A 25,482-nucleotide genomic window follows, 5' to 3' on the forward strand; every position below is an offset into this window, starting at 1 on the left:
CTTACGCTTTTTTAATTCTAAACAACGGTTGTCCGTATTCAACCAACTCGCCGTCTTCAACTAATATTTCTACAATTTCTCCGTTTACTTCGGCTTCGATTTCATTAAATAGCTTCATTGCTTCTACAATGCATACAACAGAGTTACCTTCTACTCGATCCCCTGTTTTAACATATGGATCCTCATCTGGTGATGGGGAGGCATAAAATGTACCAACCATCGGTGAGGTAATTTCATGATCATAATCTGTAGGAGTATCTACTGCCTCTTCTTGTTTTTCTGCTGGTTTTTCAGCTGTTTTTTCTGGTTGGCTTGCCGCTTCAGGTTTCTCAGATGTTGATGCTGGAGCTGATTGTTCAGTTGGTTGCACTACTGAAGGTTGAGCGGTTGGAGCAGCCGGCGCTTCTCCTGTTCCTTTCTTTAAATGAACCTCAGCATTATCTGTTTCATACTTAAATTCTGTAATTGATGACTCGTCAATTAATTTGATCAGTTCGCGAATCTCTTGTACCTTTAGCATATCATTGGCACTCCTTTTCAATTTAATCATGCGTTAATGGTTTAATTGTACGATAAATGGCAATCAATGTTCAACTTAATTTTCACAACTATTTGCCAATAGCGAACAAAATCAAGCTCGCAGGTAAGTCAATTCAGCCTTTAGACTCATTCATTTTAAGAAGATGACATTACATCCATCAAGGCTTAACAAAACAAAAACACCAACCAAGATTAATGATCCCGATTGGTGTATAAATGAATGTATCAAATTCATAATTAAGCTTGATCTTCTTGTTCTTGCTCTTGTTCTTCATCCTCTTGCGTATCATCCGATTGTTCATCATCACCGGATTCGTCTTGCTGTGACTGTTCATTATCACCAGATTCGTCTTGCTCTTGTTCATCACCGGATTCCTCTTGTTGACTGACTTCACCTTGATACTTTACTGAAACGTCCAACATACCAAATTCATCACGCGCCATTTGCATAATATGGTTGGCATCTGTTTTGGACAACTCATTGGCCATAACAGTAACATTTACATTTGTATCGTCTTTACGAACAAGGACATCTTCATAGTCTTTTTCTTGAATGATCATCTTTTCTAACAAAGATTCTTTTTGAGAAACGGTTTCAATGGAATAGATTTGGTCCATGGCGTCATTTTTTTCTTCACTAGTCGCTGTAGTGGAAGAAATGACTTCGGAGAGCTTTTCTTTCATTTCACTTCTAGCATCTTCCGTTTCGAGTCGGATGGTTTGGAAATAATCACCTGTTGGTAGCTCAGATACGACGAAATTTCCACTTTCAGCATCGTCACCTTCTTCTTCATCTGAACGTTCTTCTTCTTTTTGGTCATCCTCTAAATCACTCATCGCTGCTTGGTCATCACCCGGAAGCATATAGTACACACTCAATACAATCAATAAACTCAACATTGTAATCAACCAGACTGTTTGTTTCTTTAAAACCATTATATTCCTCCTAACTTTTTGGCATTACTGCTATTCGGTGCGTAGATACATCTAACAACCTTGAAACTGAATCGATTACCATTTGCTTGACCTGAATTTGATCAACCCCCTCTGCAATGACTAACACCCCTCGAATCTCAGGGTTTCTTGTTTGAATCAACAATGGTTCTTCATTATTGTTTTTTCGAATTAGCACTGTTTGATCTTCGACGGTTTCGTCATCAACTGTGCGCGTACCACCATTCTGATCATCTTCATCGGTTTTTTGATAACTAGTTGTTTGGTTTTTTTCATAAATTTTTAAATCCGAAGCATTTAATTGAACGACAACTTGTACATCGGATACGCCTGCAAGAGCATTCAATGCTTCTGTCAACATATCTTCTGTTTCCTCTTGAATTTGAGTGATGTTCCGTTCATTTGTTTCTTTTTTGGCTTCATTCTTCAGAAATACTTCTTGCTTTTCTGTCATTGGTTGTTCATCCTCTTTCGAAGAATCTGAAAAGATATTTGAAACGAGAATGAACAAGATTCCAACTAGCCCAATTAGCAAAACGTATGATTTTTTAGTAGGTTTTTGACCTTTCTCGGATTCTGTTTGAAACCACTGTTTAAGACCCATCGGATCATCCTCCTTCCCATTCAATTTCAACTGCCTGAAGAGGAAGATCTAATAATGAAGAAATCGACTGTGCGATTTCTATATCACGATCTCTCCGGTCTGTATGGTTACTAGCAGGGATTGATACATCTTCAATTGGTTCGACTAATTCTTGCTTATTTTCTGCAAGTCTGAATGTAACCTCGTCCATTTGAGGTTCTTCTTCGGTTGCGCTTTCTTTCATCTGGATAGAAATGTCTTGAACACTTACGCCATATGTAGCCATCAACTCCTCACCTACCGTGTTTTCTACTTGTTTTTCTAGCTGTTCTAATATATATGCATCAGTGGAGGCTTGTATTTCTATTTTTTTATCAGAAATCTCTTTTTCTATAACTTTTTCTCCTTGTAAGAATTCCTCCAACTGTATTTGCGAAATGATTTGATCAGGTTCCACTTGGAAAATCATTTTCAATGGATGAAGAAATAATAGAAACACAATTAATCCAAATACGAGCTTAATTACTTTTTCATGTGAATTTTTCGGTATCAATAAGGAGACAATTGTCGCCAAGAAAATAAATAAGACGATTTGCGAAACCCAGTTCATTAAAAATGACATTGGAGACACCTCCTTAGCGGATCATCAGCGTCATGTTACTGACAATAATCAACATCACAATCGCAAAGAAAAACATGAGTGACATGAGTAATAAAGCAACTAAAATATATAGAATGTATTTTCCCATTACATCGATTAAATCCACGACTGGACCATCGGCAATCGGTTGAAGTACTGCAGAAGTCACTTTGAAAATCAATCCAATCACAAGTACCTTAATGACAGGAAATAAAGTAATCAACAAGATGATGATGACACCTGCAATCCCGATCGAATTTTTTAATAATATGGAAGCTGAGAGAACTGTATCCGTAGCATCTGTGAACATCCGGCCTATGACAGGAATAAAATTGCTTGTCACATACTTGGCAGCTCTGATCGCGACACCATCTGTCACAGCAGCATTCACACCTTGCAAAGACATGAGTGAAACAAATAAGGTTAAAAATGCACCCATAATGACAAAAGCAACATATTTAAATAGATCAGCCAGGCGTGAAACGTTAAACTCCTCGTTAACGAAACTAGCAATATGTAAAATTGCTGAAATGAATAGTAACGGTAGAACCAACTTACTGATCAGAACTCCTGAAACTTGGGTAAACACAAGTATTAATGGTTGAAAAAAAGCAACCGTCGCAACATTTCCAAATGAAGCCATCAAACTTAACATGAGTGGTAATAAGGCAAACATAAAGTGACTTAGCGACTCAATTGTTTCTGTTGTATAATTAACGGCTTGGTAGAAACTAGATATCGCCACAGTCAATAAAACACCAAAAATAACTAAGTAACTGATCTTACTGACTGAGCTATTTTCAAATGAACCGACGAGAATTTTCAAAAAGACACTCAATAAGGAGAGTAAAAATAGCATGCCGATTAACTTGCCATTTGTACGCCATTCTTCCAAGAAAAACAGTAGGAACCCATTGAACCAATCTTTAATCGAAAAGATGGATCCATCTTTTACAGCATCCAACCAATGTTCATCTGCAGATAGTGGTATAAATTCACGATATTGTCTGAGTGCGTCCTGCCAATAGACTTGTATTTCTTCGGTGTCGATCCATTGCTCATCCATTTCCAAGTCCATTTGTTGCTCCTCTGCAGTTGCATGTACAGGAATAAAAGCTAAAATCATAAAGACAACGACAGAGAAGGCGACGAAAAACCGCATCGATCTAATCTCCTTTTTATTGCGGAATAAATGACATTAATGTTTCAAGGACTGAGATGAAAATCGGTAAAGCTAATAATAGGATAAAAAGTTTACCGACTATTTCGACCTTGACGGCAACTGAGTTCAACTGAGCATCTTTTAAAAGCTGTGAGATGAATTCTGTCAGATACGCCACACCAATTACTTTGATCATCGTATCTAGGTGCAGCAGTGATACATCGAATTTAGAAACAATGGACTGAAATAAATTAAATAGTTGTTCGACTTGGTTTAACACAAACAAAAAAACAAAAATTCCAAGGAGTAAAACGAGTAAAAAACTAATAGACTCATTTTGTTCACGGACGATGACGACTAACATTGCGGCTACCATGATAATAACGAAAAGCTGTAAAATTGATCCCATGTATACCGTTCCTTTACATGATCATTTGTAAGATAAAAACGGATTTAATTTGGTTGAATAAACGGGATAAGTAATCGATGACAATCACTAAGACGATAATAAAGCCAATTAAAGTTGCCCAATGAGCAATGTCTTCCTTACCCATTTGTTTCAGAACGGTATGAATGATTGCGACAATAATGCCGACACCTGCCACTTGAAACAAAATATAAATATCTTGCATCGATTCATCCCCCTCTCCTAAATCAAAACCAATACAATTAAAACGCCTGTCAGTAATCCCAATGTTCGGCTCATATTCGCAAACCGTTTCTCCTCTTCAACAGATTCATTCAACTGCTTATGTAAATGAATCGATGCTAACTCAATTTGTTTCTTTTGTTGCACTAAATCGTGCAATCCTAATGTATCTCCAAATTGCTTCAATACATGGAGATCTTTTTTAGTCAGTGCCAGCCGATGAAAGTGATTTTGAATGGTCTCCTGCCAAACTTCTTGAAGTGAATAATCAACGTGTGTGAGTCGCTTATTGAGATCGTCGAAAAAGTGGGAAACTGGCTCGCTTAATTGTTCAGAAAGTAATTCAAACAATGACTGAATCGGCAACTTTCCAAATGTCATTTCTGCTTCCATTAATTGCAGTGCTTGAATGAATTCGCGTAATTGATTGGTTCTACCTTTAAACTTATTTGATTTATCGATTCCTACCCACGTGCACGTGAACAGGATGAGCAGCATGCCGATCCATTTCATGCTGTACACTCCTTATCCTCTCGGCTCTTTTGATTTCTTCAAACCGATGGTTATATACGTTTTTGACAGTACCAGGTGGGGACAGTCGATCTAGGAAAACAAAGCGCTCGATGGCTCTTTCACGAATTAACGCTTGAATTGAAGGTCTTTTCTGTATATCTTCTATCGATTCTCCGTGAACACTACAGATCAACTTAACTCCTGCATAGACTGCCTCAAGTAACCCTTGTGAGTCTTTTTCATGGCCAATTTCATCTACAACAATCACTTCTGGAGACATTGATCGAATCATCATTATGATTCCTTCTGCCTTCGGACAATCGGACATTACATCCGTTCGATTTCCGACAGGCTGTTGTGGGATACCGTTTAATGTCGCTGCAATTTCATTTCGCTCATCAATTAACCCAACACGATGGTGCTGAAAACCATTCTCTGCATCGCTTATTTGCCTGATGATATCTCGCAAAATAGTTGTTTTTCCTGTTTTCGGTGGACCCACAATCAACGTATTCAACACATTTGAATGGTTGTCCATGATCATTGGACTAATCATCTGAGCAGAACCAATAATTGCTCTAGCAACCCGGATATTAAATGATGAAACATGGCTAATTGCCTTAACCATTCCATCTTGGATATTCACTGATCCACTCAAACCTATCCGGTGCCCTCCAGGTAAAGTAATGAACCCTCTTTTCAGCTCTTCTTCTAACCGATATACAGAATGCTGACTAATTCGAGCTAAAAATCTTTTCGATTCTTCTTGGGTCAGCTGAATGGAATCAATCATGATCGATCTTGACGTTAATACCACTTCAGTCGGTCGGTGAACCCGAAGCCGAATTTCTTCTAATTCGTTCAGTTCACTCGCTGTTACAGATTCTTTTATTTTGCTTACAATATATGGTGGTAACACGTTTAATACTTCTTCCAAAAAACTTCCCCCTTGCTTGTCTTATCTCATTCTATGAGGCGTAGGTTCGAGTTATGCGTTTGAAATCTATTACTTAAGTGATTCTTATTTCGTTAACGCTTAAGAGAATTTCGCGAGAATCATGATATATTTCGTTGTCTGATTAATTTTAATTAAAGAAGGAGTAAAACAGAGGGTAATTAAAAAGTGGTAGAAAGACATTATTCCGGGTATAAAAAAACCTGTAGTTAACGTCTAAATTGGCGTTAACTACAGGTTTAATTTTCATTCAAAATTTAGTGAGCTCTGGAAACATATTTTCCATCACTTGTACTTATGACTAACCGGTCTCCTTGGTTGACAAAGAAAGGTACTTGTACAGAATATCCTGTTTCTAGTTTTGCAGGTTTTGTTCCACCACTGGCTGTATCACCTTTTATGCCGGGTTCGGTTTCGATTACTTCAAGTTCAACGTTCTTTGGTAATTCAATGCCCAGTGTTTTTCCGTCATAAATCATAACGGTCACTTGGCTATTTTCTTTTAAGAAGTTCAGTTCTTCTTTAATCGTATCTCCTGGAATATCAAGTTGATCATATGTTTCTGTATCCATAAATGTATGGTCTTCATCTACCGAGTATAAATATTGCATTGGGCGACGTTCCAAATGTGCCGTGTTCACTTTCTCTCCAGCTCGGAACGTTTTTTCTTGGGTATTCCCGTTTTCAAGATTTTTTAATTTCGACCGAACAAACGCTGCACCTTTACCCGGTTTTACGTGCTGAAATTCGAGAACTTGCCAAATGGAACCATCAAGCTCGATTGTTTGTCCTGTTTTAAAATCGTTTACTGAAATCATTCCTATTCCTCCTCTACTCTCTTTTAAAGAGTAATTAATTCTTTTGTTGAAAAGTTCAGTGGTTCATTGCCATTTTCAGTAATAACAATATCATCTTCAATTCGGCAACCGCCGACATTCGGGATGTAGATCCCTGGTTCAATGGTTACAACCATACCTGGTTTCAACTCGGTATCCGATTTCAAAGATAAGCTTGGCGCTTCATGTACATCCATCCCTAATCCGTGACCAGTAGAGTGTCCAAAATAAGAGCCGTATCCATTTTCTTCAATATAATCACGGGTAAGTGCATCAGCCTCTTTTCCTGTCATGCCGGCTTTTGTCCCTTCCATTCCCTTGAGCTGTGCCTGTAAAACGGTATCATAAATTTCTTTTAATTGGTCACTGACTTCACCAACGGCTAACGTACGGGTAATATCTGAACAATATCCTTTATATAATGCGCCAAAGTCAAGGGTGACTAGCTCTCCCGATTGAATTTCCTTATCGGAGGCAACTCCATGAGGTAAAGCTCCTCGGTAACCAGAAGCAACAATTATATCAAAGGATGATGACGTTGCACCTTGCTTACGCATAAAGAATTCTAATTCATTCGAAACGTCAATTTCTTTGACGCCTGGTTTAATGAATCCCTGGATATGTTCATAAGCGGCATCTGCAATTTTGCCGGCTTCTTTCATGATTGCAAGTTCTTCATCAGATTTTACAATGCGTAATTTCTCCACTAATCCATTAACTGGAACAAATTCACTCTTTAGCGCATTTTTATAAAGTTCAAATATGGCATAAGTCAAATCTTGTTTCTCGAATCCTAATTTCTTGATTCCCAGTTGTTCGACTTGGGTTGCCACTTCGACGTGAACCGGGCCTTTATGCTCGACAATCGTAAATCCTTTTACTTGATCCTTCGCTTGTTCTGTATACCGAAAATCAGTAATGAAAACAGCTTCATCTTCAGTAACCAATACGACTCCGGCAGTACCTGTGAATCCAGTCATATAACGTCTGTTCTGTCCATTCGTAATCAACATGCCGTCTACACTTTCTTCTCTAATGATTTCTCTGAGCTTATGTAGTTTCTCCATGTTTTTCTCCCCTTTATGATTGTTTTTTCAAAAATGAATAAGCTGCCATTAAGTATCCTTCTATCCCAAATCCGGTAATTTGCCCCGAAACTACAGGAGCTAGATACGAATACTGTCGAAAAGATTCTCTAGCATAAATATTGGAAATATGCACTTCTACGACAGGTGTCGAAATGGCTTCCACTGCATCTCTTAATGCAATGCTTGTATGCGAATAGGCTCCTGGATTAAAAATAATCCCTGAATAGTTGTCATCCGCTTCATGAAGAGCATCAATTAATTCCCCCTCATGATTCGATTGAAAACTCTCTAAAGAAATATCGTGTTCAACCAAGAAGTTTCGCACACGTTTCTCAATCGTTTCAAAATTAACCGTTCCATACACTTGAGGATTTCGTTTGCCAAGCATATTTAAATTCGGTCCATTTAGAAGTAGAATCTTCTCCATGCCTATTCCCCTTTTTTTCCTACAATAATTTTAGTTTATCATAAAATGTACAGGCATGTTATTCATCCGATAATTGTAATCTTATTCTTGAAAAGTAATCCGCTCACCATTCGCATCAAAAGCAATCGTGTAGGCGACGAATACTCCGTACATAACGAACTGGCAAACCGTTGCCGCAATCGTATCCATTTCTAGTTCATTAAAATTTGGAACGTAAGAGAAATATGGGTTTAGCAAAATGAAAAAAACTGCCCATAAGATCACTCCATAGATTACCCCATGAATGACACGTGCGAACTTTTTAAAGAAATAATAATAAATAATTGCCGGAATGGTGCCTAATAAACCAAGGATGAGAAGGCTGATCAGTTCTCCAGACCACCCTTCTGTCCAGCTTCCTGTAAAAAACGAACGAAGGATAAAACTCGCATGCGAAACAGTCGAAAAAGACATGAAGTAACCAAGCGAACTGATTGCCCCCCATAATAACGCACCGACAAAACCAGTTACCAAGCTTTTCACCAGTAAATTTTGATTTTTTCTCGGATAACTTTCCTCACTCATCAAATCACCTCGGTTTTAATTTGGACGATTAAGGGAAAATCATACAATAAGAATAGGTATATAGATATCCAAAAGTGGTATAATGATGATAAATAAAGGTCGGATAGAAAGGAGTGCCTAATAATGAAGTGGGGTAAATGGATAGCTTATGGAATTGCGATTCTTGCTGTAATTGGTTTAGTAGGCCAACTGATTATCAATCCAGGAGGCTTTTTACGAAATATGCTGATGATGATTGGTGTCGCAGTCATTGTTGGTTTTCTACTCTATTTCTTCTTAGTACGAAGAAGAAGCAATGTGAGTAGTGGTTATAAAAAGGCACTGAAGCAGTCAAAACAGATGTATGGAAAATCTGGAGCTAAAGTAAAACCAAACATGAAAGCAAAGACAGGTGGCCAATCAAAACTGCAACGGATGCCGCGGATCAAAAAAAGATCAGGCAATCAACCAGAGTTGCGCGTTATTGAAGGTAATAAAAAATAATAATATGCTTGCTACTTGTAATACAACATCTATGATTGCAACCATAACCCTAGCCAGTGGACTATTAAAAAAGTCCAAAGCTAGGGTTTCATTTTGTCATTTGGCTTCCGATTTTTAAAACACCTTAATGAATCAATTTCAAAAATTTGCGCTCATCGTTGTCAGGGAAGCGTAAAACGTCGTTCAGAGAGTATCAATGCCCGAATCGGAAACGAGATTCTGATTTCGATCGAATAGATAGCGGCTAATCAACCGAATCGAATGCGTGACTCTGATTTCAGTCGAATAGACCGAGTATTAGGTAGCTGGCTAGTCTATCTAGCGAAGACTAGATCCAGAGAAATACAGCTAGTTCAACTAAAGCATTTAAAAAAGAGCAATTATGAAATTGAGTCTTATGAAAACGAACTAAAAAAGATGATCCCGAATTTCGATCGAGATCATCTTTTATTAATTGGTTAATTTTTAAAACTACCATTCATTTAGAACACTGTTCATAGAATAAAGACTGCTTCTCTTTATTCTATTCAATATCTACAATCCACACTTCAACTGAGCACCACAGTTTGTGCATGTGTTGCATCCACCAACGTCTTCAATACTCCCTTGGCGACAAACCGGGCAAGTATCACCGATTTCAGAACCGATGTTCATATTCGTCTTTTCCAACTCTTTAACAGTATCGACAAGGACAACTTTCTTTTCTTCTTCCTCGAACAATTCTGTCTGCTCAGAGAAATCATTTTCTTCGGCTTTCAAGGTTAATACTTGGCTATCTCGACTACCGTCTACATAAACCGTACCACCTTTAGCACCGCCTTTATATAATCTTCTGTACACTTGTTCCACTTGATCGACACGGTACCCTTTAGGCGCATTGACCGTTTTTGAAATAGAGCTGTCTACCCAACGCTGAATGACACATTGTGTATCTGCGTGGGCCTCTGGTGATAGACTCATTGCCGTAACAAACCACTTCGGAAGGTTATCTGGATCTTGCTCTGGATGAAGTTCTAAATATTCGTTTACAATATCCGCTTTAACTTCGATAAATTTACCAAGTCTTCCACTACGATAGTAAGTGAAGGAGAAATATGGCTCTAATCCTGTTGACACACCTACCATTGTTCCTGTTGAGCCGGTTGGTGCAACTGTTAACAAATGAGAGTTTCTAATTCCATATTGTAGAACACCTTCACGAATATCTTCTGGCATCTTTTGCATATACCCTGTCTCAATGAAACGCTGTCTAAGTTCTTGCGTTTCTTCCTCCGTCTCCCCGATTAAGAATGGGAAGCTTCCTTTTTCTTTAGCCAGTTGAATGGATTCACGGTAGGCTGTTGTGGCAATCGTTTCAAATATTTTATCAACTAATTGATTACCTTCATTGGAACCATATTCCGTTTGACAATAAATCAAGAGATCATGTAATCCCATAACACCTAAACCGATTCTTCTTTCTCCTAGTGCTTGCACTCTATTGTCCTCAAGAAAATATGGCGTTGAGTCAATGACATTATCTTGCATACGAACGCCAACTCTTACAGTTTCTTTCAACTTTTCAAAATCAGGCTTCGCTTGCTGCTTGTCCGCAATGGCTGCTAGATTGACTGCTGCTAAGTTACAGACAGAATACGGTGCTAGTGGTTGTTCGCCGCAGTTATGAACGACGACACCATTAGCAATCAGTGAGTGCGTTTCTGGCTCTGTAATATCGTAAACAGTTACAACCTCTCCCTCATCAATGCTCTCAACTTTCGTGACGAACTTTTCATTTTTGCGAGATGATTTAGGAACGACTGCTAACAAATCTTCTTTTCGTTGAATGTGCTTGAATCCAATTTCTGTTTTAAACAATGACAAGTTATTTCCTGAAATGACTAGTTCATAGAATGGTTTACTTTCATAAACCTTTTCTTCACCCTCTTTTGTTACATAACGGAAATTCATTTGATTGCGCTTTTCACGTGAATAGATTTTTCCGTGAATGCCATAGTTCAATAAGAGTAGCTGTGTGTCCTGCAATAACTCTTTAGATGTAGATGTTAAACGAACTGTACGATGATTCTTATCTTTCGTATATACCGTTCCATCAGCACAGAAGAGGCCACGCAAGAAATTGGTTACCGTTGACTTCTTAGCTGTGAAAATGGATTCAGGAACTCTCTTTTCGTGCGCACGACACGATTTAACGCCCCACGCATTCATTTGATCCGTAAATGCTTTCCGGTTATAGCTTGCTTGGAACGTACCATTTTCTCTTTCCATGACTTTTGGTGTGAAACCACTTAATTCATGGCCAATTTCGAGAATTTCAGGGATGATTTCTTGGTCATCTTTACCAAACACAAGTCCAACACGGCGATCTTTTGAAAGCCAGCCATCGCCTGTTAACCAACCTAGGAACAATCCAGCTCTCTCTCCGATCCCGTCGTGTTCCGCAAATTGTCCTTCACCGGATTGAATATAAACTAGGTCTTCCTTCGTCAATTCTTGTGCTTCTTTCCAACCTTTATCCGTGTAAACGCGGTGATCTGGCGTAACATTTAGCTTCATACCGTTCTTCAATTGTATATCCAATGTTTGTTTTTCTCCTGTTGGAAATACAATCGCTTCACGGTGTGTAATGCCTGGCACTTCTTGATCTCTACCGTTGACCACCTTCGCTTGTTCTATCAAACGGTTATCAGTTGCCGTTAAGAAGGATTTGTTGCCGACTTTTTTGTATAATTCTTCGATCGTCATTAATCCAAACTCTGTTGATATTCTTGTAGATGGATGGAAACACGGATTCGTCGCGACCACTTTTTGACCATAAGCAGTAGCGTTTGTTTCTTTGTTCGCATTATCGATGAAAAAGATCCCTGGCTCGGCTGAGTAAGTCGCACAAATATTAATTAAATTCCATAAATCTTTTGCTTTAATGGTTTTATACGTGCGAATTCCGAAACCTTCTTTTTCCCATTCGCGAACATCCCCAACCTCATGCCAATTGGCATTGTAATAGTCCATTTCTTCGTTTGTATAATTTTCAACATCCGGGAACCTTAATTCATAAGTTTCATCCTGTTCGACGGCTTCCATAAATTCATCTGTTATACAAACTGAAATATTGGCTCCGGTCAAGAATTCCGGGTGATGTACACTATATGTTCCACCATCACGGAGCTTTTCTTCAGCATCTCTTATGTTCTGGTCTGAAAATCCTCCTTGGCCGGGAATATGCTTATAATTTACTACACCTTGATACATTTGTGCTTCTGTTTCATTCAGCGGTGTGAATTTGAGCTTGTCTTTGGCCATTTGCTGAATTGTCTCATCTTCAATATTTTCAATCAGATATCTTAGAATTCTCGGGTTTTGCATTTTAGAGATGATGAATTCAATAATGTCTGGATGCCAATCATTTAACATAATCATTTGTGCACCGCGTCTTGAACCGCCTTGCTCAACCAAATGTGTTAGTTTGGCGATATCATCCAGCCAAGAAACAGAACCTGAAGATTTCCCATTAACACCTCTTGCTAGTGCGTTACGTGGTCGGAGTGTAGAACCATTTGTTCCGACACCACCACCACGTGACATAATCTCCATCACTTGTTTACGGTGGTCGCTAATTCCTTCGCGTGAGTCTTTTACAAATGGCATTACGTAACAATTAAAGTAAGTTACATCTGTATTCGAACCCGCTCCATACAAAACACGGCCTGCAGGTATAAAATTCAAATTTGAAAGTTCATGATAGAATTTTTCAAACCAAACTTGTCTTTTTTCAGGATCGGTTTCTACCTCAGAAAGTCCCGTTGCGTTTCGTAATGCAATTTGTTCATAATAAACTTCAAGCGGCTTATCAATCGTACTTAATGGGCGAACAATTTTACCACTTTCTCGCTCCTCTTCTTTTTCAAGCACATGTAAAAATTCACTCTCAACCTGTACGGTAGCCTGGTTGTTAGCTTTATTGATTTCAGTAATGAAGCCGGTTCCTCGTGCAGGGAATTTCGGATCTTCTTTAATCGTTAAGACGACAAAATCTCCAGCCTTTAATGTTTTTTTCTCTGTGTCTTTAAAGGCATACCGATCTAACATAACTAGGCGAGATACACCTTTATGTGTCGTTTTCATATCTGATGTAATTGGATGTACCTGTGTAAACTGTTTAATATCATCATTCAGTTGTTCAATATCCAATGTACTGGTTTTTTCTTTCAAACTTTGCATCCGTTACACTCCTTCACCCAAGAATTCGACAAAGCTCATCGATTTCTGGTATTATAACATTGTTTTCACCATACCAAATCAGCATCAAAAAAGCAACAGAATTCTCCACATATAGTTCTTTGTTATCAATATTACCACTATATATGGTGTCCGAAACATTTTATCAAGTTATATTCAAAAATTGGCTGTCCATCGCTTTTAAAGCAATTTAAAAAATTCATGATATACCTTTGAATCTTATATAAAATCTATTTATAATATACAGTAGAGAAAAGAAAAGAGGGGAATTCAATTGGATATTTTATTTACAATTTTAGTCATCGCAGCGATATTGATTGTATTCGTTGTCATTCAAAATATACGGCGTCAACGTTACTTGAAAACGTTAACGGAAGAGCAATTTATCGAGGGTTATCGTAAAGCACAATTGATTGATGTCCGTGAGCCACAAGAATTTGAAAGAGGACACATTCTCGGAGCTCGTAATATTCCGATGACACAGATGAAACAACGGTTAAATGAAATTCGTAAAGATAAGCCTGTCTATTTATATTGTCAAAGAAGTTCACGTTCAAATCGTGCAGCAAGCTTACTGCATAAACGAGGATATGAAGATTTGAATCAGCTAAAAGGTGGATTCAGTAAGTGGACAGGTAAGGTAAAAGCAAAGAAAAAAGGATATTAGATAAAAAGATGTCAGCCAGGATTTATTTCCTGGCTGACATCTTTTTAATTAAAGTTCCGCTTCCCATCTCTCTTGTTGCATCTCTTTCATTTTGTCTTCTGTTTCCTGTGGAAAAGCTGTACGGTAGTTATGATGATCCTGAGGGATAACATCAATCATCTTATCAATCATTTCTTTAGGATCATATTGATTGTTTAAACCTTTTTCTTTTTCCTTCATATCCTCTGCATCACTGAAATTGGTATCTGGGTCAAACCATTTCCACTGTTCCTCTGCCGCTCGATCATTAAACCCTGTGTTGAATGGGCCTGGGTTAATCGTGCCTACTTGTACGTTAAAAGGCTTTAACTCCTTTGCCAAGCTAGATGCCATTGCTTCAATCGCATGCTTTGTCGCAGCATATGGACCGCCATATGGAGCTCCGAGAATTCCGGCAATCGAACTCATAAATAAGATTTTACCTCTTTTTTTCTCAGCAAATTGTTTTGCTGCGTGTTGAACTGATTTTAATGTTGCAAAGACGTTAATTTCAAAAATCTGACGAAATCGCTCCATGGGTATTTCAGCCAACGGACCGCGTTCATTGATGGCTGCATTCGCAAGAAAAACATCAAAATCATATCGATTTATCTGAGCTAAATCAATTTCATTTGTAATATCCAATTTGAAAACTTCCATTGATAATTCTTTATCATTGGCTTCACGCATGAGGTCCGTTTTTTGTGAAGTCGTTTCTGTCGTTGCAATCACATGGTGGCCTTTTTTTGCTAAACCAATTGCGGTGCCTCTACCTAGTCCGCTTCCTGCACCTGTAATGAATATCGTTTTGCTCATAGCAAAGCCTCCTTTTTTACGTTTCTTCTATAACTTTCTTCCCTTTTCACATGGTCATAAACGAATGGTGGAACGACACTAGCCGGATTACCTGCCTATGATCGACAAGAAAAAACCCGAACGTGCAATAAAATTGCTTCGTTCGGGTTATCAAGAAATAGTTATTCTTTTTCATATCTTAAAACAGGTTTTCTAGCTGCCAATGTCTCATCCATTCGGCTAACTACCGTCGTATGTGGTGCTTCTTGGACGATTTCAGGATCTTCTTTTGCTTCATTAGAAATCGAAATTAATGCATCGATGAACTCATCCAACGTTTCTTTTGATTCCGTTTCCGTCGGTTCGGCCATCATAGCTTCTTCCACATTAAGCGGGAAGTAGATGGTTGGTGGATGGAATCCGAAATCAAGCAGGCGTTTCGCCATATCTAATGTACGTACACCAAGCTTTTTTTGTTTTTTTCCAGATATAACGAATTCGTGCTTACAATGTTGATCGAATGGTAATTCAAACTCTCCTTGTAAACGACGCATCATATAATTCGCATTCAAGACCGCATTTTCGCTGACCTGCTTCAATCCGTCTGGTCCCATTGAACGGATATACGTATAGGCACGCACGTTAATGCCGAAGTTTCCGTAGTACGGCTTAATCCGACCGATTGAGTCTGGTCGATCGTAGTCAAACGTAAATTGATCGTCCTCTTTCGTCAGTACAGGTTTCGGTAAAAATTTCGCCATTTCTTCGCTAACACCGACAGGACCTGAACCAGGACCACCACCGCCGTGAGGACCAGTAAATGTTTTGTGCAAGTTTAAATGAACAACATCAAAGCCCATGTCACCAGGTCTTGCATACCCCATAATGGCATTCAAGTTCGCTCCGTCATAGTATAAACGTCCGCCAGCTCCATGAACAACTTCAGCCATTTCAAGGATTTCTTCTTCAAAAAGGCCAAGTGTATTTGGATTCGTTAGCATCAATGCAGCTGTTTTTTCACTGACCACACGTTTTAAATCATCTAAATCAACTAGGCCGCGATCATTTGTTTTTACAGTGACCGCTTTAAATCCCGCTACCGCTGCAGATGCTGGATTTGTACCATGAGCGGAGTCGGGTACGATGACTTCGGTGCGTTCTGTGTCCCCATTGGCCTCATGATAAGCACGGATCATCATCAACCCAGCCCATTCACCTTGAGCACCTGCTGCTGATTGGAGTGTGAATTTGTGCATGCCTGTAATATTTTCCAAGGAAGTTTGCAAGTCGTACATCAATTCCATTGCTCCTTGCACTGTTTCCTCATCTTGATAAGGATGTACAAAACTGAAACCAGGCAAGCGAACAATTTCTTCATTGATCTTTGGATTGTATTTCATCGTACACGAACCCAGTGGATAAAAACCTGAATCAATTCCGTGGTTTCGGTTAGATAATGCTGTATAGTGTCGCACGATTTGAAGTTCACTGACTTCAGGTAATTCTGGTGCTTCTTTTCGGATGTAATCTTCTTCAAAGTCCGCATCTAAGTCTACGTCAGGAACATCTAATTCAGGTAACTGATATCCTTTTCTTCCTTCTTTGCTCATTTCGAAAATCAATGGAAAGTCTTTTTCTTTAGCCATGGATATCACCCAATTCTTTAACAAATTGATCAATCTCTTCTTTGGATCGAATCTCTGTGACAGCAACCAACATGTGATTCTTAAAAGATTCATCTACTTTTCCTAAATCAAAGCCTCCGATAAATCCTCTGTCGTTCAATTGATTGTTCACATTTTTTATGTCTTGGTCTAGTTTCACAACAAATTCGTTGAAGAAACGATTACTGTATAACACTTCAAATCCTGCATTTTCCAATGCTTTTTTAGCATAACGTGCTTTTTTCATATTTTTTGTCGCCATTTCTTTAATTCCACGTTTACCGATCACACTGAGAAAGACAGATGTCGCCAGTGCATTTAATGCCTGGTTCGAGCAAATATTCGATGTGGCTTTATCACGGCGAATATGTTGCTCTCGCGCTTGTAATGTCAAAACAAAGCCACGACGTCCCTCTTCATCAACGGTTTGACCGACTAGGCGACCAGGTACTTTTCGCATTAACTTTTTGTTCGTTGCAAAATATCCACAATGTGGTCCACCAAACTGTGCTGGAATTCCAAAGACCTGCGTATCGCCAACGACAATGTCAACCCCAAATTCACCAGGTGGCGTTAAGTAACCTAACGCTAGTGGATTACTTGATACAATGGACATCGTCTTTTTTTGTTGTCCTACTATTTCTTGTACGTCTTTTAACGGCTCCATTTGACCGTAAAAGTTTGGATATTGAACGACAACACTCGCCGTATTTTCATCCAATTCAGCTTTCAAATGGTCCAAATCGGTCAATCCATCTTTGATGTCAATTTCGACAACTTCAACGTTCGGGCCTGCTGTATAGGTTTTAATGACGTCCATGGATTCCGGATGTATGGCTTTAGAGACCAATACTTTACTCTTTTTTGTTTGAGCCGCACTCAAATTTACCGCTTCAGCAAGTGCTGTTCCTCCGTCATACATGGATGAGTTGGCTACGTCCATACCAGTCAATTCACAGATCATCGTCTGAAATTCAAAGATAGCCTGAAGTTCACCTTGTGAAATTTCCGGCTGATAAGGTGTATAAGCTGTATAAAACTCAGAACGAGAGATCATATGGTCAACAACAGACGGCATGTAATGATCGTATACACCTGCGCCCAAGAACGAGACATGGGATTTTGTATGAACGTTTTTAGCCGCAAGCTGCGTCAATTCCTTAGTTAATTCATGTTCATCTTTGGCTGGTTTTACATCCAGCTCCCCTTGAAATCGAACCTTTTCAGGAATATCAGCGAATAAATCATCGGTAGATGAAATACCGATTGTATCTAACATTTCTTTTTTATCTGTTTCTGTCATCGGAATATATCGATGTTGCATAGAACAATCACCTCTTACTTTCGTTTATAAAATGGTGTCGGGATAATTTTTGCCTTCAATGTCTTTTTCCGGACTTGAATGTCAATCTCTTCACCTTCGTGCGCAAATTCGCTCGGAATGAGTGCTGTACCTAAATTTTTACCAAGTGTCGGTGACTGGGTACCCGATGTCACATGGCCGATGGTTTCTTCGTTTTTCAAAACATCATAACCGTGTCTAGGGATTCCTTTATCAAGCATTTCAAATCCGACTAGTTTTCGAGAAGCACCTTTATTCTTTTGTTCGGTTAATGCTTCTTTCCCGATAAAATCGGTCTCTTTGTCTGTCTTTACAGCAAAGCCTAAACCTGCTTCAATAGGTGAAATTTCTTCTGAGAGATCCTGTCCATAAAGCGCAAGCCCCGCTTCAAAACGAAGTGTATCACGAGCTCCCAATCCAACAGGTTGGATCCCTTCTTCCTGACCAGCTTCGAGAATCGCTTTCCAAAGATCGATGACAGAAGTCGTTGGCAAGTAAATCTCAAAGCCATCTTCGCCGGTATATCCGGTTCTAGAAACGATTGTCTTGCCATCAATTCCGTGGAATTCAACGGAATCATCAAACCGGAAAAATTTAATTTCTTTCAGATTTGTTTCGGTGAGTTTTTGTAAAATTTGTTCAGCCTTTGGTCCTTGGAGTGCAAGCTGTGCATATTCGTGAGAGACGTTATCCACTTCAACTCCGTTTATTTGGTGCTGCTTTAACCAATTAAAATCTTTTTCGGTATTGGCAGCATTCACTACAAGTAAGTAATCATTCTCATCGAGTTTATAAATGAGAAAGTCATCAATGACGCCACCTTGTTCATTGCACATGAATGTATATTGTGCTTGACCATTTTTGATCTTAGACACATTATTGGTGACCATCTTTTGTAAGAAGTCTTCGCTGTTTTCTCCCTTTACAGCGATCTCCCCCATGTGTGAAACATCAAATAATCCTGCCTTCTCTCGAGTTGTGTGATGTTCTTCTTTAATTCCAGCGAATTGAACGGGTAATGCCCAACCGCCAAAATCAATTGTTTTCCCTCCATATTCCTTATAAACCGGATATAGAGGTGTTTGCTTTAACTCACTCATAAGTCCCCTCCTCCATTGAACATAAAAAAAGAGAATACCAAATAAAAACATTCGGAATTCTCTCTGTCCTGTCACCTGAAAGTTTCACAGAAATCAATCACTGCTTACATCTTTGGTGGTCTATAAATTTAGACTCTCTCCAGAGGTGCGTCCTACAAGGGTTCTTTTGCCTGAGAGATTCGTATTCCTACTTGCTCCGTCGGCGCTGGTTCCCCAGTCTCTCCCCTTGTAATCATTCGCGTGTTGATATTCTATTTTTTGCACATACTACTCTAATGAATCTTTATTTATATTATACCATAAGTATCAGTCGACTGTAAGCGGTTTTAACAACTCGTCAGAAAAGGAGGAATTGTCTGGTATGAACGTTCAAATCAATCAACAATTAGTATCAGAGTGTCAAGAACTACAGAAACAAACAAATTGTGATTGGCGAACATTCAAGCAAGCCTATGATATTACAAAAATGAAAAGCACCCAGGGTGAACGACTCGCATGTCTGTCTTTTTTACCTGAACTAGAACCGATGCCGCATCAAAAAGAAGCAGCTGAAAAAGTGCTTCACGAAATGCATGGACGTGCAATCTTAGCTGATGAAGTCGGCCTTGGCAAAACAATTGAAGCAGGGTTGGTCTTGAAAGAATTAATGATAAAAGGGCTTGTCAAAAAAGTATTGATCTTAACTCCCTCCTCATTAATTCGTCAATGGGAACAAGAATTGAACCAAAAATTTTTCATTCCTGCCAGAGCCAAGCACCGTTCCTATGATTGGACGTTATATGAAGTTGTGGTGACTTCTATTGATTTGGCGAAAAAGTCACCCCATCAAGAAGAGATTCTTCAACAAAAGTACGACATGCTAATTGTTGATGAAGCACATCGATTAAAAAATAGTCAAACGAAAAATTACCAATTCATTAAAAAAATCAAAGCAACCTATTGTTTGTTGCTTACAGCTACACCGATTCAAAATAAGCTGGATGAAATCTATAATTTAGTTCAGATTGTAAGACCTGGCCTTTTAGGTGAGAAAAAAGCTTTTAAACAACAATTGAAAAAAAATCCAGAAACTCAAGAAGCGATGAAACAATTGATTCAAACATCAATGGTGAGAAACTTGCGTAAAGAAACACAAAGTCAGTGGACTGAACGAAACATTGAAACAATCTATGCAGAGTTTTCCGAGGAAGAACAAGCATTCTACGATTCAATCCATGACGAACAGCACAACCATCCATTGACACAATTGACCTTTAAACGAGGAATCTGTTCAAGTAGAGAAGCTTGTTTTCAAATGTTAGCAAAAAATCAAACCGAGCACGCCATTGATCGAATCAATGAATTAAAAGAGCTTCCTCACCATGCCAAAGCGATACAAACAATGAATTTTATTAAAGAGCTTGGTGAGAAATGCATTATTTTCACCGAATATAAAGCGACTCAAATTTATTTACAGTGGTTACTTCATCAACATGGATTGCTGGCTGTAACTTATAACGGAGATTTTCGAAAAAGCAAAAAACAATGGATGCTTCACTTATTTGAGACCAAAGCAGACGTGTTAATTACAACGGACGCAGGTGCAGAAGGCCTTAACTTACAGCATTGTAGAAACATGATTCACTATGACTTACCTTGGAATCCGATGAAGTTGGAACAACGAATCGGTAGAATTCATCGATATGGTCAAACGCGCAATGTTCGAATTTTTTATATGATCCTTAAAAATACCGTTGATGAGAAAATACTTCATCTCCTATATGAAAAGCTCGATCTATTCGAAGGTGTCGTCGGCGAGCTCGATCAAATTCTAAGTGATATCGGTGTCGGAAAATTCGAAGATGAAATGAAAGAAATACTCTCTGAATCCGCTAGTGACAAGGAAGCATCCATCAAATTGGATAATTTAATAGAAGTGGCTAAATCGCACCAATCAGAAAGGAAGGCTTTTAATGAAACAAGTTGAAATACAACCATTCTTAATCGACTTCTTTGAATCGAGACAAGCATCCATCGTGGAAAAATCCGATGGTATTTTAACGATTAAGTTAACTGAACAACTGGATGAACAGTTGATGAATAGGCCTTTTTATTGGCAGTATGTGAAGAAGCTAGGTAAGGTCGGCGAAACGATGAGCGTAACTTTCATTACAGCAGAAGAAAAAAGAGAACAGGTTAAAGGAGAGTGGATTCACTTCGGTTCTCCTCGACTGGATCAGATCTTCAAAATCATCCAACAAGAGGGTGCGTATACCGTCCTTTACGAGGATTGCCAGTCTAACGAAACAATGAAAACAGCCCTACACCCTTGGTTAGTGTGCAATATACGTGTGAAGTATCGTGGATACCAGTCAAAAGATGAGCTTGTAAGTGTTGGCATTCGCTTAATTGATGGAACAATGCGCTTTCAGATGATGGATGAAATGGAACACAAAAACTTTGTTTCAGCTGTGCCGAATTTTTGTTTCACCTTGCCGAAAATCATTTCTGACGAACGAGCTGTTGAGCGAGTAACCGAAGAGCTCAAACAACGAATTAAACAAAAATCATCGGACTTTGTCAATAAATCTCACAAACTTTATGAGCGTGAAATGAATATGTTGAATAAGTTGATTATCGATGATGACAAAGACGATGCAGATCACCAACGAGCAAAGGACCAAATATTTGAGCGTTTATATCCACAAGTAGACTTGGAATGGATCAATTTAGGTTGCTTTTATGTATCCGAGCAAATGTCGAAAGAATTAATTTCTTAATAGGGAATATGACATTATTTTCAATTTGTTGTTGAAATACTTTTTGGTAAGCTTAATAATAAAAAGTTCTAAAGGAGATAAATAAATTATCTCCTTTTGACTTTTAAAGACCGGTTACGTATAACTACATTAGGTGGATAATTTCTTCAGCAATTTCATGTTTTTTGCGTCCGTCCGTAGAAATCATATAATGTGCAGCTTGTTTGTACATGCTCTCTCGTTTTAAATATAGCTCTTTTCTTTCTTCTTTAGACTTTTGCCAAAGTGGTCTCGTTCCATCTTCCTCAACTAACCGCTTCATGATTTCTTCAAAACTTGCATGTAACCAAAATGTATGGAAGTGTTGCTTTAATCGAATTCGGCTTTGTTTTCTACTTATAATTCCGCCTCCCGTGCTAACAATCACATTCTTCCCAGTCCATTTATTTAACTCTTCTTCCTCTTTATTTCGAAACCATTCTTCTCCTTTTGTGTCAAATATGGCTCCAATCGTCATATTTGTGTTTTTCTCAATCTGTTCATCTAAGTCAATCACCGGGTACGCTAATTTCTTTCCAAGAAGCTGACCGATTGATGTCTTACCCGATCCCATAAAACCAATGAGTGCGATCGGCTTCATGTTTATCATCCTTTCATAAGGAGGTTATCATTAGTGAAGCAACCAGAAGTAATATCGAATGCTTTATTAACGGACGCTACTATTTATTTAGCAACGGACATTCACTTCTCCCCAGGTTCAAATGAATGTCATATCTATTTTAGAATCAATGGCTATCGCTGGTTCTATAAAAAAATCCCTCGAAATCAATATCAATCATTATTAAGTTACTATAAGTTTCGTTCAGGTATGGACATTGCTGAAAATCGCTTACCTCAAGATGGAACCCTTTCTTTACAGGTAGAAGAGAACACTTACTTTTTGCGATTATCCACCCTTCCTTTAAAGGATACAGAAAGCCTTGCAATTCGTGTTTTGCCGGAGCAATACGAACCGAATATTGAAGAGTTGTTCGTTTTTCCATCACAGGCTAAACAACTAATGAAATGGTTGAAAGTCTCTTCTGGAATCATTTTATTTACAGGCCCTACAGGAAGCGGTAAATCCTCAACAATGTATGCACTCCTAAAACAAGCTACAAAGGAATATGGCTTTCAATCGATCACGTTAGAAGATCCAATCGAACAATCCGTTGATAAAATTTTACAAGTTCAAGTGAATGAAAAGTCCGGATTTGATTACGATGTAGGACTAAAAGCAGCCTTGCGTCATGACCCAGACATTATTATGGTCGGTGAGATCCGTGATGAAAAAACAGCGAAATTTGCGATAAGAGCAGCTCTTACTGGTCATCTTGTTTTATCTACATTACATGCAAGAGACACGTTTGGCACATTATCAAGATTAAAACAGATGGGCATTCCTCCAAGTGATTTACGTGAATCAATTATTGGCATTGTTGCACAGCAGCTTGTTGAGCTATCACCAACACATAAAGGGAACGGTCTTACTTCAAGGTCAGCGATTGCCGAATTGCTTTCGGGCCAAGCCTTAGAGCGGGCAATCGAAGGAATTTCTCCTATCAACCATGAAGATTTCCTTTCCCTCGATCGAATAAGGAGGAGAGCTCATGCGGAAGGGATTGTTCAATACAGTTCAAACAAAAAAGCTAAATCTCAGCACACAAGTGACATTTTTAAATCGGATGGCTAAATTACTAGAACGAGATCACTCCATGAAGCAAGCGCTGGAATTTTTGACCTATGATCCCCAACTCGGCCACCTAGCAAAACAGTTTGTTCGTTCATTAGAAAAAGGAACATCATTAAAAGATTGTTTCAAACAACATGACTTCCAGCCAATCGTTGTATCTTTTTTATTTTTCTCCAATGAATCTGGAAATTTAAGTGAGCATCTCATCCACTTGAATCGATTGCTGACCATGAGATTAGAATTTCAAACAAAACTCAAAAAATTACTTAGATATCCTCTTTTTTTGTTGACTGTTTGTATTATTTTGTTATTCGCACTGAATATGTTTTTACTCCCCATGTTTGAAAGGTCATTTCGGAGCATGGGGGCAGTTGGTTCATTACCGACATACCAGCTAATTCTGCAAATAACTCAAACGCTATTCTTGAGCCTTTTAATTGGTGGCATCATTGCTTCTCTGCTGCTTTATAAGTTCCATCGTCAATCTAATGTTGAAAAAAAGATTGCATTATATGAAAAAACGCCCCTTTTTCATGGTATTTTCAAAATGCTCGTAACCGCACAACTTTCCTATCAATTAGCCTCACTGTTACAAAGCGGAAAAACTATTAAAGAAGCTATCCTGATCATTCAAGAGCAAGACTATATGCCCTCCATCCAATACTTCGCTTCATTACTTGCAGACAATTTGAAAACAGGCATGTCTCTATATAACGCTTTTAAAGACCTCCCCATCCTGGAATCGGAGTTTAAGTTAATGATCAAACGTTCCACTGAACAAGGTACATTAGCAAAAGACCTTCAAAACTATACAAACCTTGCGATCGACTCAATGGAAGAAAAATTAAAAAACGCCATGATGGTTATACAGCCTGCAATCTACATTGTTTTAGGATTGATGATTGTACTGATTTATTCATTCACTTTGTTTCCCATGTTTCAAATGATTAACCAACTATAACGAGGATAAGGAGCTTGATGATGAAAAATATAATGAACCAAAAAGGTTTCACGCTAATCGAAATGCTTATTGTATTATTGATTATATCTGTTTTGATTTTAATTACGGTACCCAATTTAACAAAACATAATGATACCGTGGATGAGAAAGGGTGTGAAGCATATAAAAAAATTGTTTCTTCACAAGTCCAATTATATAAACTGGAAAATCAAGAATTTCCGACGATTGACCAACTTGTCGACAGTGCTTACATTGAACAATCTTCTTGTCCGAATGGTTCTCCATTATCCATCAACAAAACGACGGGAGAAGTAACAGAAGTAAGTGAGCCTTCAAGTGGAAATTAAAGCCAATCGACCATCCAACCAAGAGGGCTTCACACTTATTGAAATACTGGTTGTATTATCGATTGTTTTGATCCTCTCTCATTTCTATCTTTCGGTTCAAAATCGACAACCTTCTGAAGACACAGTGGATCAATTTCTGGAAACATTTGAAAATGACCTTTTTTATTTACAACAATATACAATGACCAAACAAATTATGCCCCAATTGTATTTCGACCCTTCCAATCATATGTATTCCATCCGTCATGCTTCCTTTGCCCAACCATTGATTGAGAGAAAATATCGAGAAGACATTCAAGTCAAGCTCAATAACTTTAAAAATCCTCTTACGTTTACTTCACGAGGAAACTTATCAAATCCCGGGAGTTTTCAAATTATTTTTAAGGATTATAGATTCAAAATAACATTCAGCTTTGGAAAAGGACAGTTTAAAATTGAGAAAAATAAAACAAGCATGCAACGAATTAACTCAATCATCTAAAGGA

General features: G+C 38.4%; 27 protein-coding genes and 2 riboswitches. Of the genes, 8 read left to right on the forward strand and 19 right to left on the reverse strand.

Annotated elements, in window-relative coordinates; all coding sequences use genetic code 11:
• Position 1: 1 nt before the first annotated feature.
• The 13 genes from accB to KQ486_RS01210 all read right to left on the reverse strand — a co-directional run bounded on the left by accB (position 2) and on the right by KQ486_RS01210 (position 8,911).
• Entirely contained in the window at positions 2-520 is a 519-nt protein-coding gene (gene accB / locus KQ486_RS01150; RefSeq protein WP_144158529.1) for an acetyl-CoA carboxylase biotin carboxyl carrier protein, read from the reverse strand.
• Positions 521-777: 257 nt separating this feature from the next.
• Complete coding sequence (locus KQ486_RS01155; protein WP_216686541.1) at positions 778-1,476, reverse strand: SpoIIIAH-like family protein; 699 nt, start codon at positions 1,474-1,476, stop codon at positions 778-780.
• Positions 1,477-1,486: 10 nt separating this feature from the next.
• Complete coding sequence (gene spoIIIAG / locus KQ486_RS01160) at positions 1,487-2,098, reverse strand: stage III sporulation protein AG (RefSeq protein WP_144158523.1); 612 nt, start codon at positions 2,096-2,098, stop codon at positions 1,487-1,489.
• 4 nt (positions 2,099-2,102) lie between these two features.
• Positions 2,103-2,699, reverse strand: a complete 597-nt coding sequence (gene spoIIIAF / locus KQ486_RS01165; RefSeq protein ID WP_216686542.1) for a stage III sporulation protein AF — start codon at positions 2,697-2,699, stop codon at positions 2,103-2,105.
• Positions 2,700-2,712: 13 nt separating this feature from the next.
• Complete coding sequence (gene spoIIIAE, locus KQ486_RS01170; RefSeq protein ID WP_144158517.1) at positions 2,713-3,879, reverse strand: stage III sporulation protein AE; 1,167 nt, start codon at positions 3,877-3,879, stop codon at positions 2,713-2,715.
• Between the two features lie 16 nt (positions 3,880-3,895).
• Entirely contained in the window at positions 3,896-4,288 is a 393-nt protein-coding gene (gene spoIIIAD, locus KQ486_RS01175; protein WP_144158514.1) for a stage III sporulation protein AD, read from the reverse strand.
• Between the two features lie 13 nt (positions 4,289-4,301).
• A complete protein-coding gene (gene spoIIIAC / locus KQ486_RS01180) occupies positions 4,302-4,511 on the reverse strand; it encodes a stage III sporulation protein AC (RefSeq protein WP_144158511.1) in 210 nt (69 codons plus the stop codon).
• Between the two features lie 17 nt (positions 4,512-4,528).
• The gene (gene spoIIIAB / locus KQ486_RS01185) at positions 4,529-5,041 is read right to left on the reverse strand and encodes a stage III sporulation protein SpoIIIAB (protein WP_144158508.1); all 513 of its coding nucleotides are present in this window, start codon (positions 5,039-5,041) and stop codon (positions 4,529-4,531) included.
• Complete coding sequence (spoIIIAA, locus tag KQ486_RS01190) at positions 4,983-5,978, reverse strand: stage III sporulation protein AA (RefSeq protein ID WP_216686543.1); 996 nt, start codon at positions 5,976-5,978, stop codon at positions 4,983-4,985. Before spoIIIAA ends, spoIIIAB begins: the two co-directional genes overlap by 59 nt.
• Before the next feature lie 275 nt (positions 5,979-6,253).
• The gene (gene efp / locus KQ486_RS01195) at positions 6,254-6,814 is read right to left on the reverse strand and encodes an elongation factor P (RefSeq protein ID WP_144158502.1); all 561 of its coding nucleotides are present in this window, start codon (positions 6,812-6,814) and stop codon (positions 6,254-6,256) included.
• A 23-nt stretch (positions 6,815-6,837) separates the two neighbouring features.
• Positions 6,838-7,899 carry a M24 family metallopeptidase gene (locus KQ486_RS01200; protein ID WP_216686544.1) on the reverse strand — a complete coding sequence of 354 codons (1,062 nt, stop codon included), beginning with the start codon at positions 7,897-7,899 and terminating at the stop codon, positions 6,838-6,840.
• A 13-nt stretch (positions 7,900-7,912) separates the two neighbouring features.
• Positions 7,913-8,347 carry a type II 3-dehydroquinate dehydratase gene (aroQ, locus tag KQ486_RS01205; RefSeq protein WP_216686545.1) on the reverse strand — a complete coding sequence of 145 codons (435 nt, stop codon included), beginning with the start codon at positions 8,345-8,347 and terminating at the stop codon, positions 7,913-7,915.
• 81 nt (positions 8,348-8,428) lie between these two features.
• Positions 8,429-8,911: a YqhR family membrane protein gene (locus KQ486_RS01210; RefSeq protein ID WP_144158493.1), complete on the reverse strand. Its 483-nt coding sequence runs from the start codon at positions 8,909-8,911 to the stop codon at positions 8,429-8,431.
• Between the two features lie 123 nt (positions 8,912-9,034).
• Between KQ486_RS01210 and KQ486_RS01215 the strand changes: the two genes are divergently transcribed.
• Positions 9,035-9,394 carry an SA1362 family protein gene (locus KQ486_RS01215; protein WP_144158490.1) on the forward strand — a complete coding sequence of 120 codons (360 nt, stop codon included), beginning with the start codon at positions 9,035-9,037 and terminating at the stop codon, positions 9,392-9,394.
• A gap of 534 nt (positions 9,395-9,928) precedes the next feature.
• Here KQ486_RS01215 and KQ486_RS01220 read toward each other — a convergent pair.
• Positions 9,929-13,615: a vitamin B12-dependent ribonucleotide reductase gene (locus tag KQ486_RS01220; protein ID WP_216686546.1), complete on the reverse strand. Its 3,687-nt coding sequence runs from the start codon at positions 13,613-13,615 to the stop codon at positions 9,929-9,931.
• Between the two features lie 292 nt (positions 13,616-13,907).
• Here KQ486_RS01220 and KQ486_RS01225 point away from each other — a divergent pair, with 292 nt between their 5' ends.
• Complete coding sequence (locus tag KQ486_RS01225) at positions 13,908-14,300, forward strand: rhodanese-like domain-containing protein (RefSeq protein WP_216686547.1); 393 nt, start codon at positions 13,908-13,910, stop codon at positions 14,298-14,300.
• Between the two features lie 48 nt (positions 14,301-14,348).
• Here KQ486_RS01225 and KQ486_RS01230 read toward each other — a convergent pair whose 3' ends face one another.
• The 4 genes from KQ486_RS01230 to gcvT all read right to left on the reverse strand — a co-directional run bounded on the left by KQ486_RS01230 (position 14,349) and on the right by gcvT (position 19,219).
• Positions 14,349-15,134, reverse strand: a complete 786-nt coding sequence (locus KQ486_RS01230; protein ID WP_216686548.1) for an SDR family oxidoreductase — start codon at positions 15,132-15,134, stop codon at positions 14,349-14,351.
• 161 nt (positions 15,135-15,295) lie between these two features.
• Positions 15,296-16,759: an aminomethyl-transferring glycine dehydrogenase subunit GcvPB gene (gcvPB, locus tag KQ486_RS01235; protein ID WP_216686549.1), complete on the reverse strand. Its 1,464-nt coding sequence runs from the start codon at positions 16,757-16,759 to the stop codon at positions 15,296-15,298.
• A complete protein-coding gene (gene gcvPA, locus KQ486_RS01240; RefSeq protein ID WP_144158476.1) occupies positions 16,752-18,101 on the reverse strand; it encodes an aminomethyl-transferring glycine dehydrogenase subunit GcvPA in 1,350 nt (449 codons plus the stop codon). Before gcvPA ends, gcvPB begins: the two co-directional genes overlap by 8 nt.
• Before the next feature lie 14 nt (positions 18,102-18,115).
• The gene (gcvT, locus tag KQ486_RS01245) at positions 18,116-19,219 is read right to left on the reverse strand and encodes a glycine cleavage system aminomethyltransferase GcvT (protein WP_216686550.1); all 1,104 of its coding nucleotides are present in this window, start codon (positions 19,217-19,219) and stop codon (positions 18,116-18,118) included.
• A 61-nt stretch (positions 19,220-19,280) separates the two neighbouring features.
• A riboswitch (glycine riboswitch) is annotated at positions 19,281-19,364 on the reverse strand.
• 3 nt (positions 19,365-19,367) lie between these two features.
• Positions 19,368-19,455, reverse strand: a riboswitch (glycine riboswitch).
• 125 nt (positions 19,456-19,580) lie between these two features.
• On the opposite strand from gcvT, the gene KQ486_RS01250 reads away from it, so the two are divergent.
• Positions 19,581-21,185, forward strand: a complete 1,605-nt coding sequence (locus KQ486_RS01250) for a DEAD/DEAH box helicase (protein WP_216686551.1) — start codon at positions 19,581-19,583, stop codon at positions 21,183-21,185.
• Positions 21,172-21,978, forward strand: coding sequence for a YqhG family protein (locus tag KQ486_RS01255; protein WP_144158467.1), 807 nt, complete (start codon positions 21,172-21,174; stop codon positions 21,976-21,978). Before KQ486_RS01250 ends, KQ486_RS01255 begins: the two co-directional genes overlap by 14 nt.
• A 124-nt stretch (positions 21,979-22,102) precedes the next feature.
• On the opposite strand, the gene KQ486_RS01260 is transcribed toward KQ486_RS01255, so the two are convergent.
• A complete protein-coding gene (locus KQ486_RS01260) occupies positions 22,103-22,597 on the reverse strand; it encodes a shikimate kinase (RefSeq protein WP_186278477.1) in 495 nt (164 codons plus the stop codon).
• A gap of 33 nt (positions 22,598-22,630) precedes the next feature.
• On the opposite strand from KQ486_RS01260, the gene comGA reads away from it, so the two are divergent.
• Genes comGA through comGD form a run of 4 tightly spaced genes read left to right on the forward strand, consistent with a single transcriptional unit; the run spans position 22,631 to position 25,478 of the window.
• Positions 22,631-23,689: a competence type IV pilus ATPase ComGA gene (gene comGA / locus KQ486_RS01265; RefSeq protein ID WP_144158461.1), complete on the forward strand. Its 1,059-nt coding sequence runs from the start codon at positions 22,631-22,633 to the stop codon at positions 23,687-23,689.
• Positions 23,607-24,650, forward strand: coding sequence for a type II secretion system F family protein (locus KQ486_RS01270; RefSeq protein ID WP_144158458.1), 1,044 nt, complete (start codon positions 23,607-23,609; stop codon positions 24,648-24,650). Before comGA ends, KQ486_RS01270 begins: the two co-directional genes overlap by 83 nt.
• Positions 24,651-24,670: 20 nt before the next feature.
• Positions 24,671-24,997, forward strand: a complete 327-nt coding sequence (comGC, locus tag KQ486_RS01275; protein WP_144158455.1) for a competence type IV pilus major pilin ComGC — start codon at positions 24,671-24,673, stop codon at positions 24,995-24,997.
• A complete protein-coding gene (gene comGD / locus KQ486_RS01280; protein ID WP_216686552.1) occupies positions 24,987-25,478 on the forward strand; it encodes a competence type IV pilus minor pilin ComGD in 492 nt (163 codons plus the stop codon). The genes comGC and comGD overlap by 11 nt, the downstream gene beginning before the upstream one ends.
• The last annotated feature ends 4 nt before the right edge of the window (positions 25,479-25,482 follow it).

It is taken from the genome of Allobacillus halotolerans, from assembly GCF_018967645.1.
Classification (GTDB): Bacteria; Bacillota; Bacilli; order Bacillales; family Alkalibacillaceae; genus Allobacillus; species Allobacillus halotolerans.

What these genes read in the sequence shown, in the direction of transcription:
- spoIIIAB (WP_144158508.1), bottom strand. Translation starts at nt 5,041, where the DNA reads ATGAAATGGATCGGCATGCTGCTCATCCTGTTCACGTGCACGTGGGTA.
- KQ486_RS01210 (WP_144158493.1), bottom strand. Translation starts at nt 8,911, where the DNA reads ATGAGTGAGGAAAGTTATCCGAGAAAAAATCAAAATTTACTGGTGAAA.
- spoIIIAG (WP_144158523.1), bottom strand. Translation starts at nt 2,098, where the DNA reads ATGGGTCTTAAACAGTGGTTTCAAACAGAATCCGAGAAAGGTCAAAAA.
- KQ486_RS01220 (WP_216686546.1), bottom strand. Translation starts at nt 13,615, where the DNA reads ATGCAAAGTTTGAAAGAAAAAACCAGTACATTGGATATTGAACAACTG.
- KQ486_RS01260 (WP_186278477.1), bottom strand. Translation starts at nt 22,597, where the DNA reads ATGAAGCCGATCGCACTCATTGGTTTTATGGGATCGGGTAAGACATCA.
- spoIIIAC (WP_144158511.1), bottom strand. Translation starts at nt 4,511, where the DNA reads ATGCAAGATATTTATATTTTGTTTCAAGTGGCAGGTGTCGGCATTATT.
- accB (WP_144158529.1), bottom strand. Translation starts at nt 520, where the DNA reads ATGCTAAAGGTACAAGAGATTCGCGAACTGATCAAATTAATTGACGAG.
- KQ486_RS01215 (WP_144158490.1), top strand. Translation starts at nt 9,035, where the DNA reads ATGAAGTGGGGTAAATGGATAGCTTATGGAATTGCGATTCTTGCTGTA.
- KQ486_RS01200 (WP_216686544.1), bottom strand. Translation starts at nt 7,899, where the DNA reads ATGGAGAAACTACATAAGCTCAGAGAAATCATTAGAGAAGAAAGTGTA.
- spoIIIAE (WP_144158517.1), bottom strand. Translation starts at nt 3,879, where the DNA reads ATGCGGTTTTTCGTCGCCTTCTCTGTCGTTGTCTTTATGATTTTAGCT.
- spoIIIAF (WP_216686542.1), bottom strand. Translation starts at nt 2,699, where the DNA reads ATGTCATTTTTAATGAACTGGGTTTCGCAAATCGTCTTATTTATTTTC.
- spoIIIAD (WP_144158514.1), bottom strand. Translation starts at nt 4,288, where the DNA reads ATGGGATCAATTTTACAGCTTTTCGTTATTATCATGGTAGCCGCAATG.
- KQ486_RS01255 (WP_144158467.1), top strand. Translation starts at nt 21,172, where the DNA reads ATGAAACAAGTTGAAATACAACCATTCTTAATCGACTTCTTTGAATCG.
- gcvT (WP_216686550.1), bottom strand. Translation starts at nt 19,219, where the DNA reads ATGAGTGAGTTAAAGCAAACACCTCTATATCCGGTTTATAAGGAATAT.
- efp (WP_144158502.1), bottom strand. Translation starts at nt 6,814, where the DNA reads ATGATTTCAGTAAACGATTTTAAAACAGGACAAACAATCGAGCTTGAT.
- KQ486_RS01155 (WP_216686541.1), bottom strand. Translation starts at nt 1,476, where the DNA reads ATGGTTTTAAAGAAACAAACAGTCTGGTTGATTACAATGTTGAGTTTA.
- comGC (WP_144158455.1), top strand. Translation starts at nt 24,671, where the DNA reads ATGAAAAATATAATGAACCAAAAAGGTTTCACGCTAATCGAAATGCTT.
- KQ486_RS01250 (WP_216686551.1), top strand. Translation starts at nt 19,581, where the DNA reads ATGAACGTTCAAATCAATCAACAATTAGTATCAGAGTGTCAAGAACTA.
- gcvPB (WP_216686549.1), bottom strand. Translation starts at nt 16,759, where the DNA reads ATGGCTAAAGAAAAAGACTTTCCATTGATTTTCGAAATGAGCAAAGAA.
- aroQ (WP_216686545.1), bottom strand. Translation starts at nt 8,347, where the DNA reads ATGGAGAAGATTCTACTTCTAAATGGACCGAATTTAAATATGCTTGGC.
- KQ486_RS01270 (WP_144158458.1), top strand. Translation starts at nt 23,607, where the DNA reads ATGCGGAAGGGATTGTTCAATACAGTTCAAACAAAAAAGCTAAATCTC.
- KQ486_RS01230 (WP_216686548.1), bottom strand. Translation starts at nt 15,134, where the DNA reads ATGAGCAAAACGATATTCATTACAGGTGCAGGAAGCGGACTAGGTAGA.
- gcvPA (WP_144158476.1), bottom strand. Translation starts at nt 18,101, where the DNA reads ATGCAACATCGATATATTCCGATGACAGAAACAGATAAAAAAGAAATG.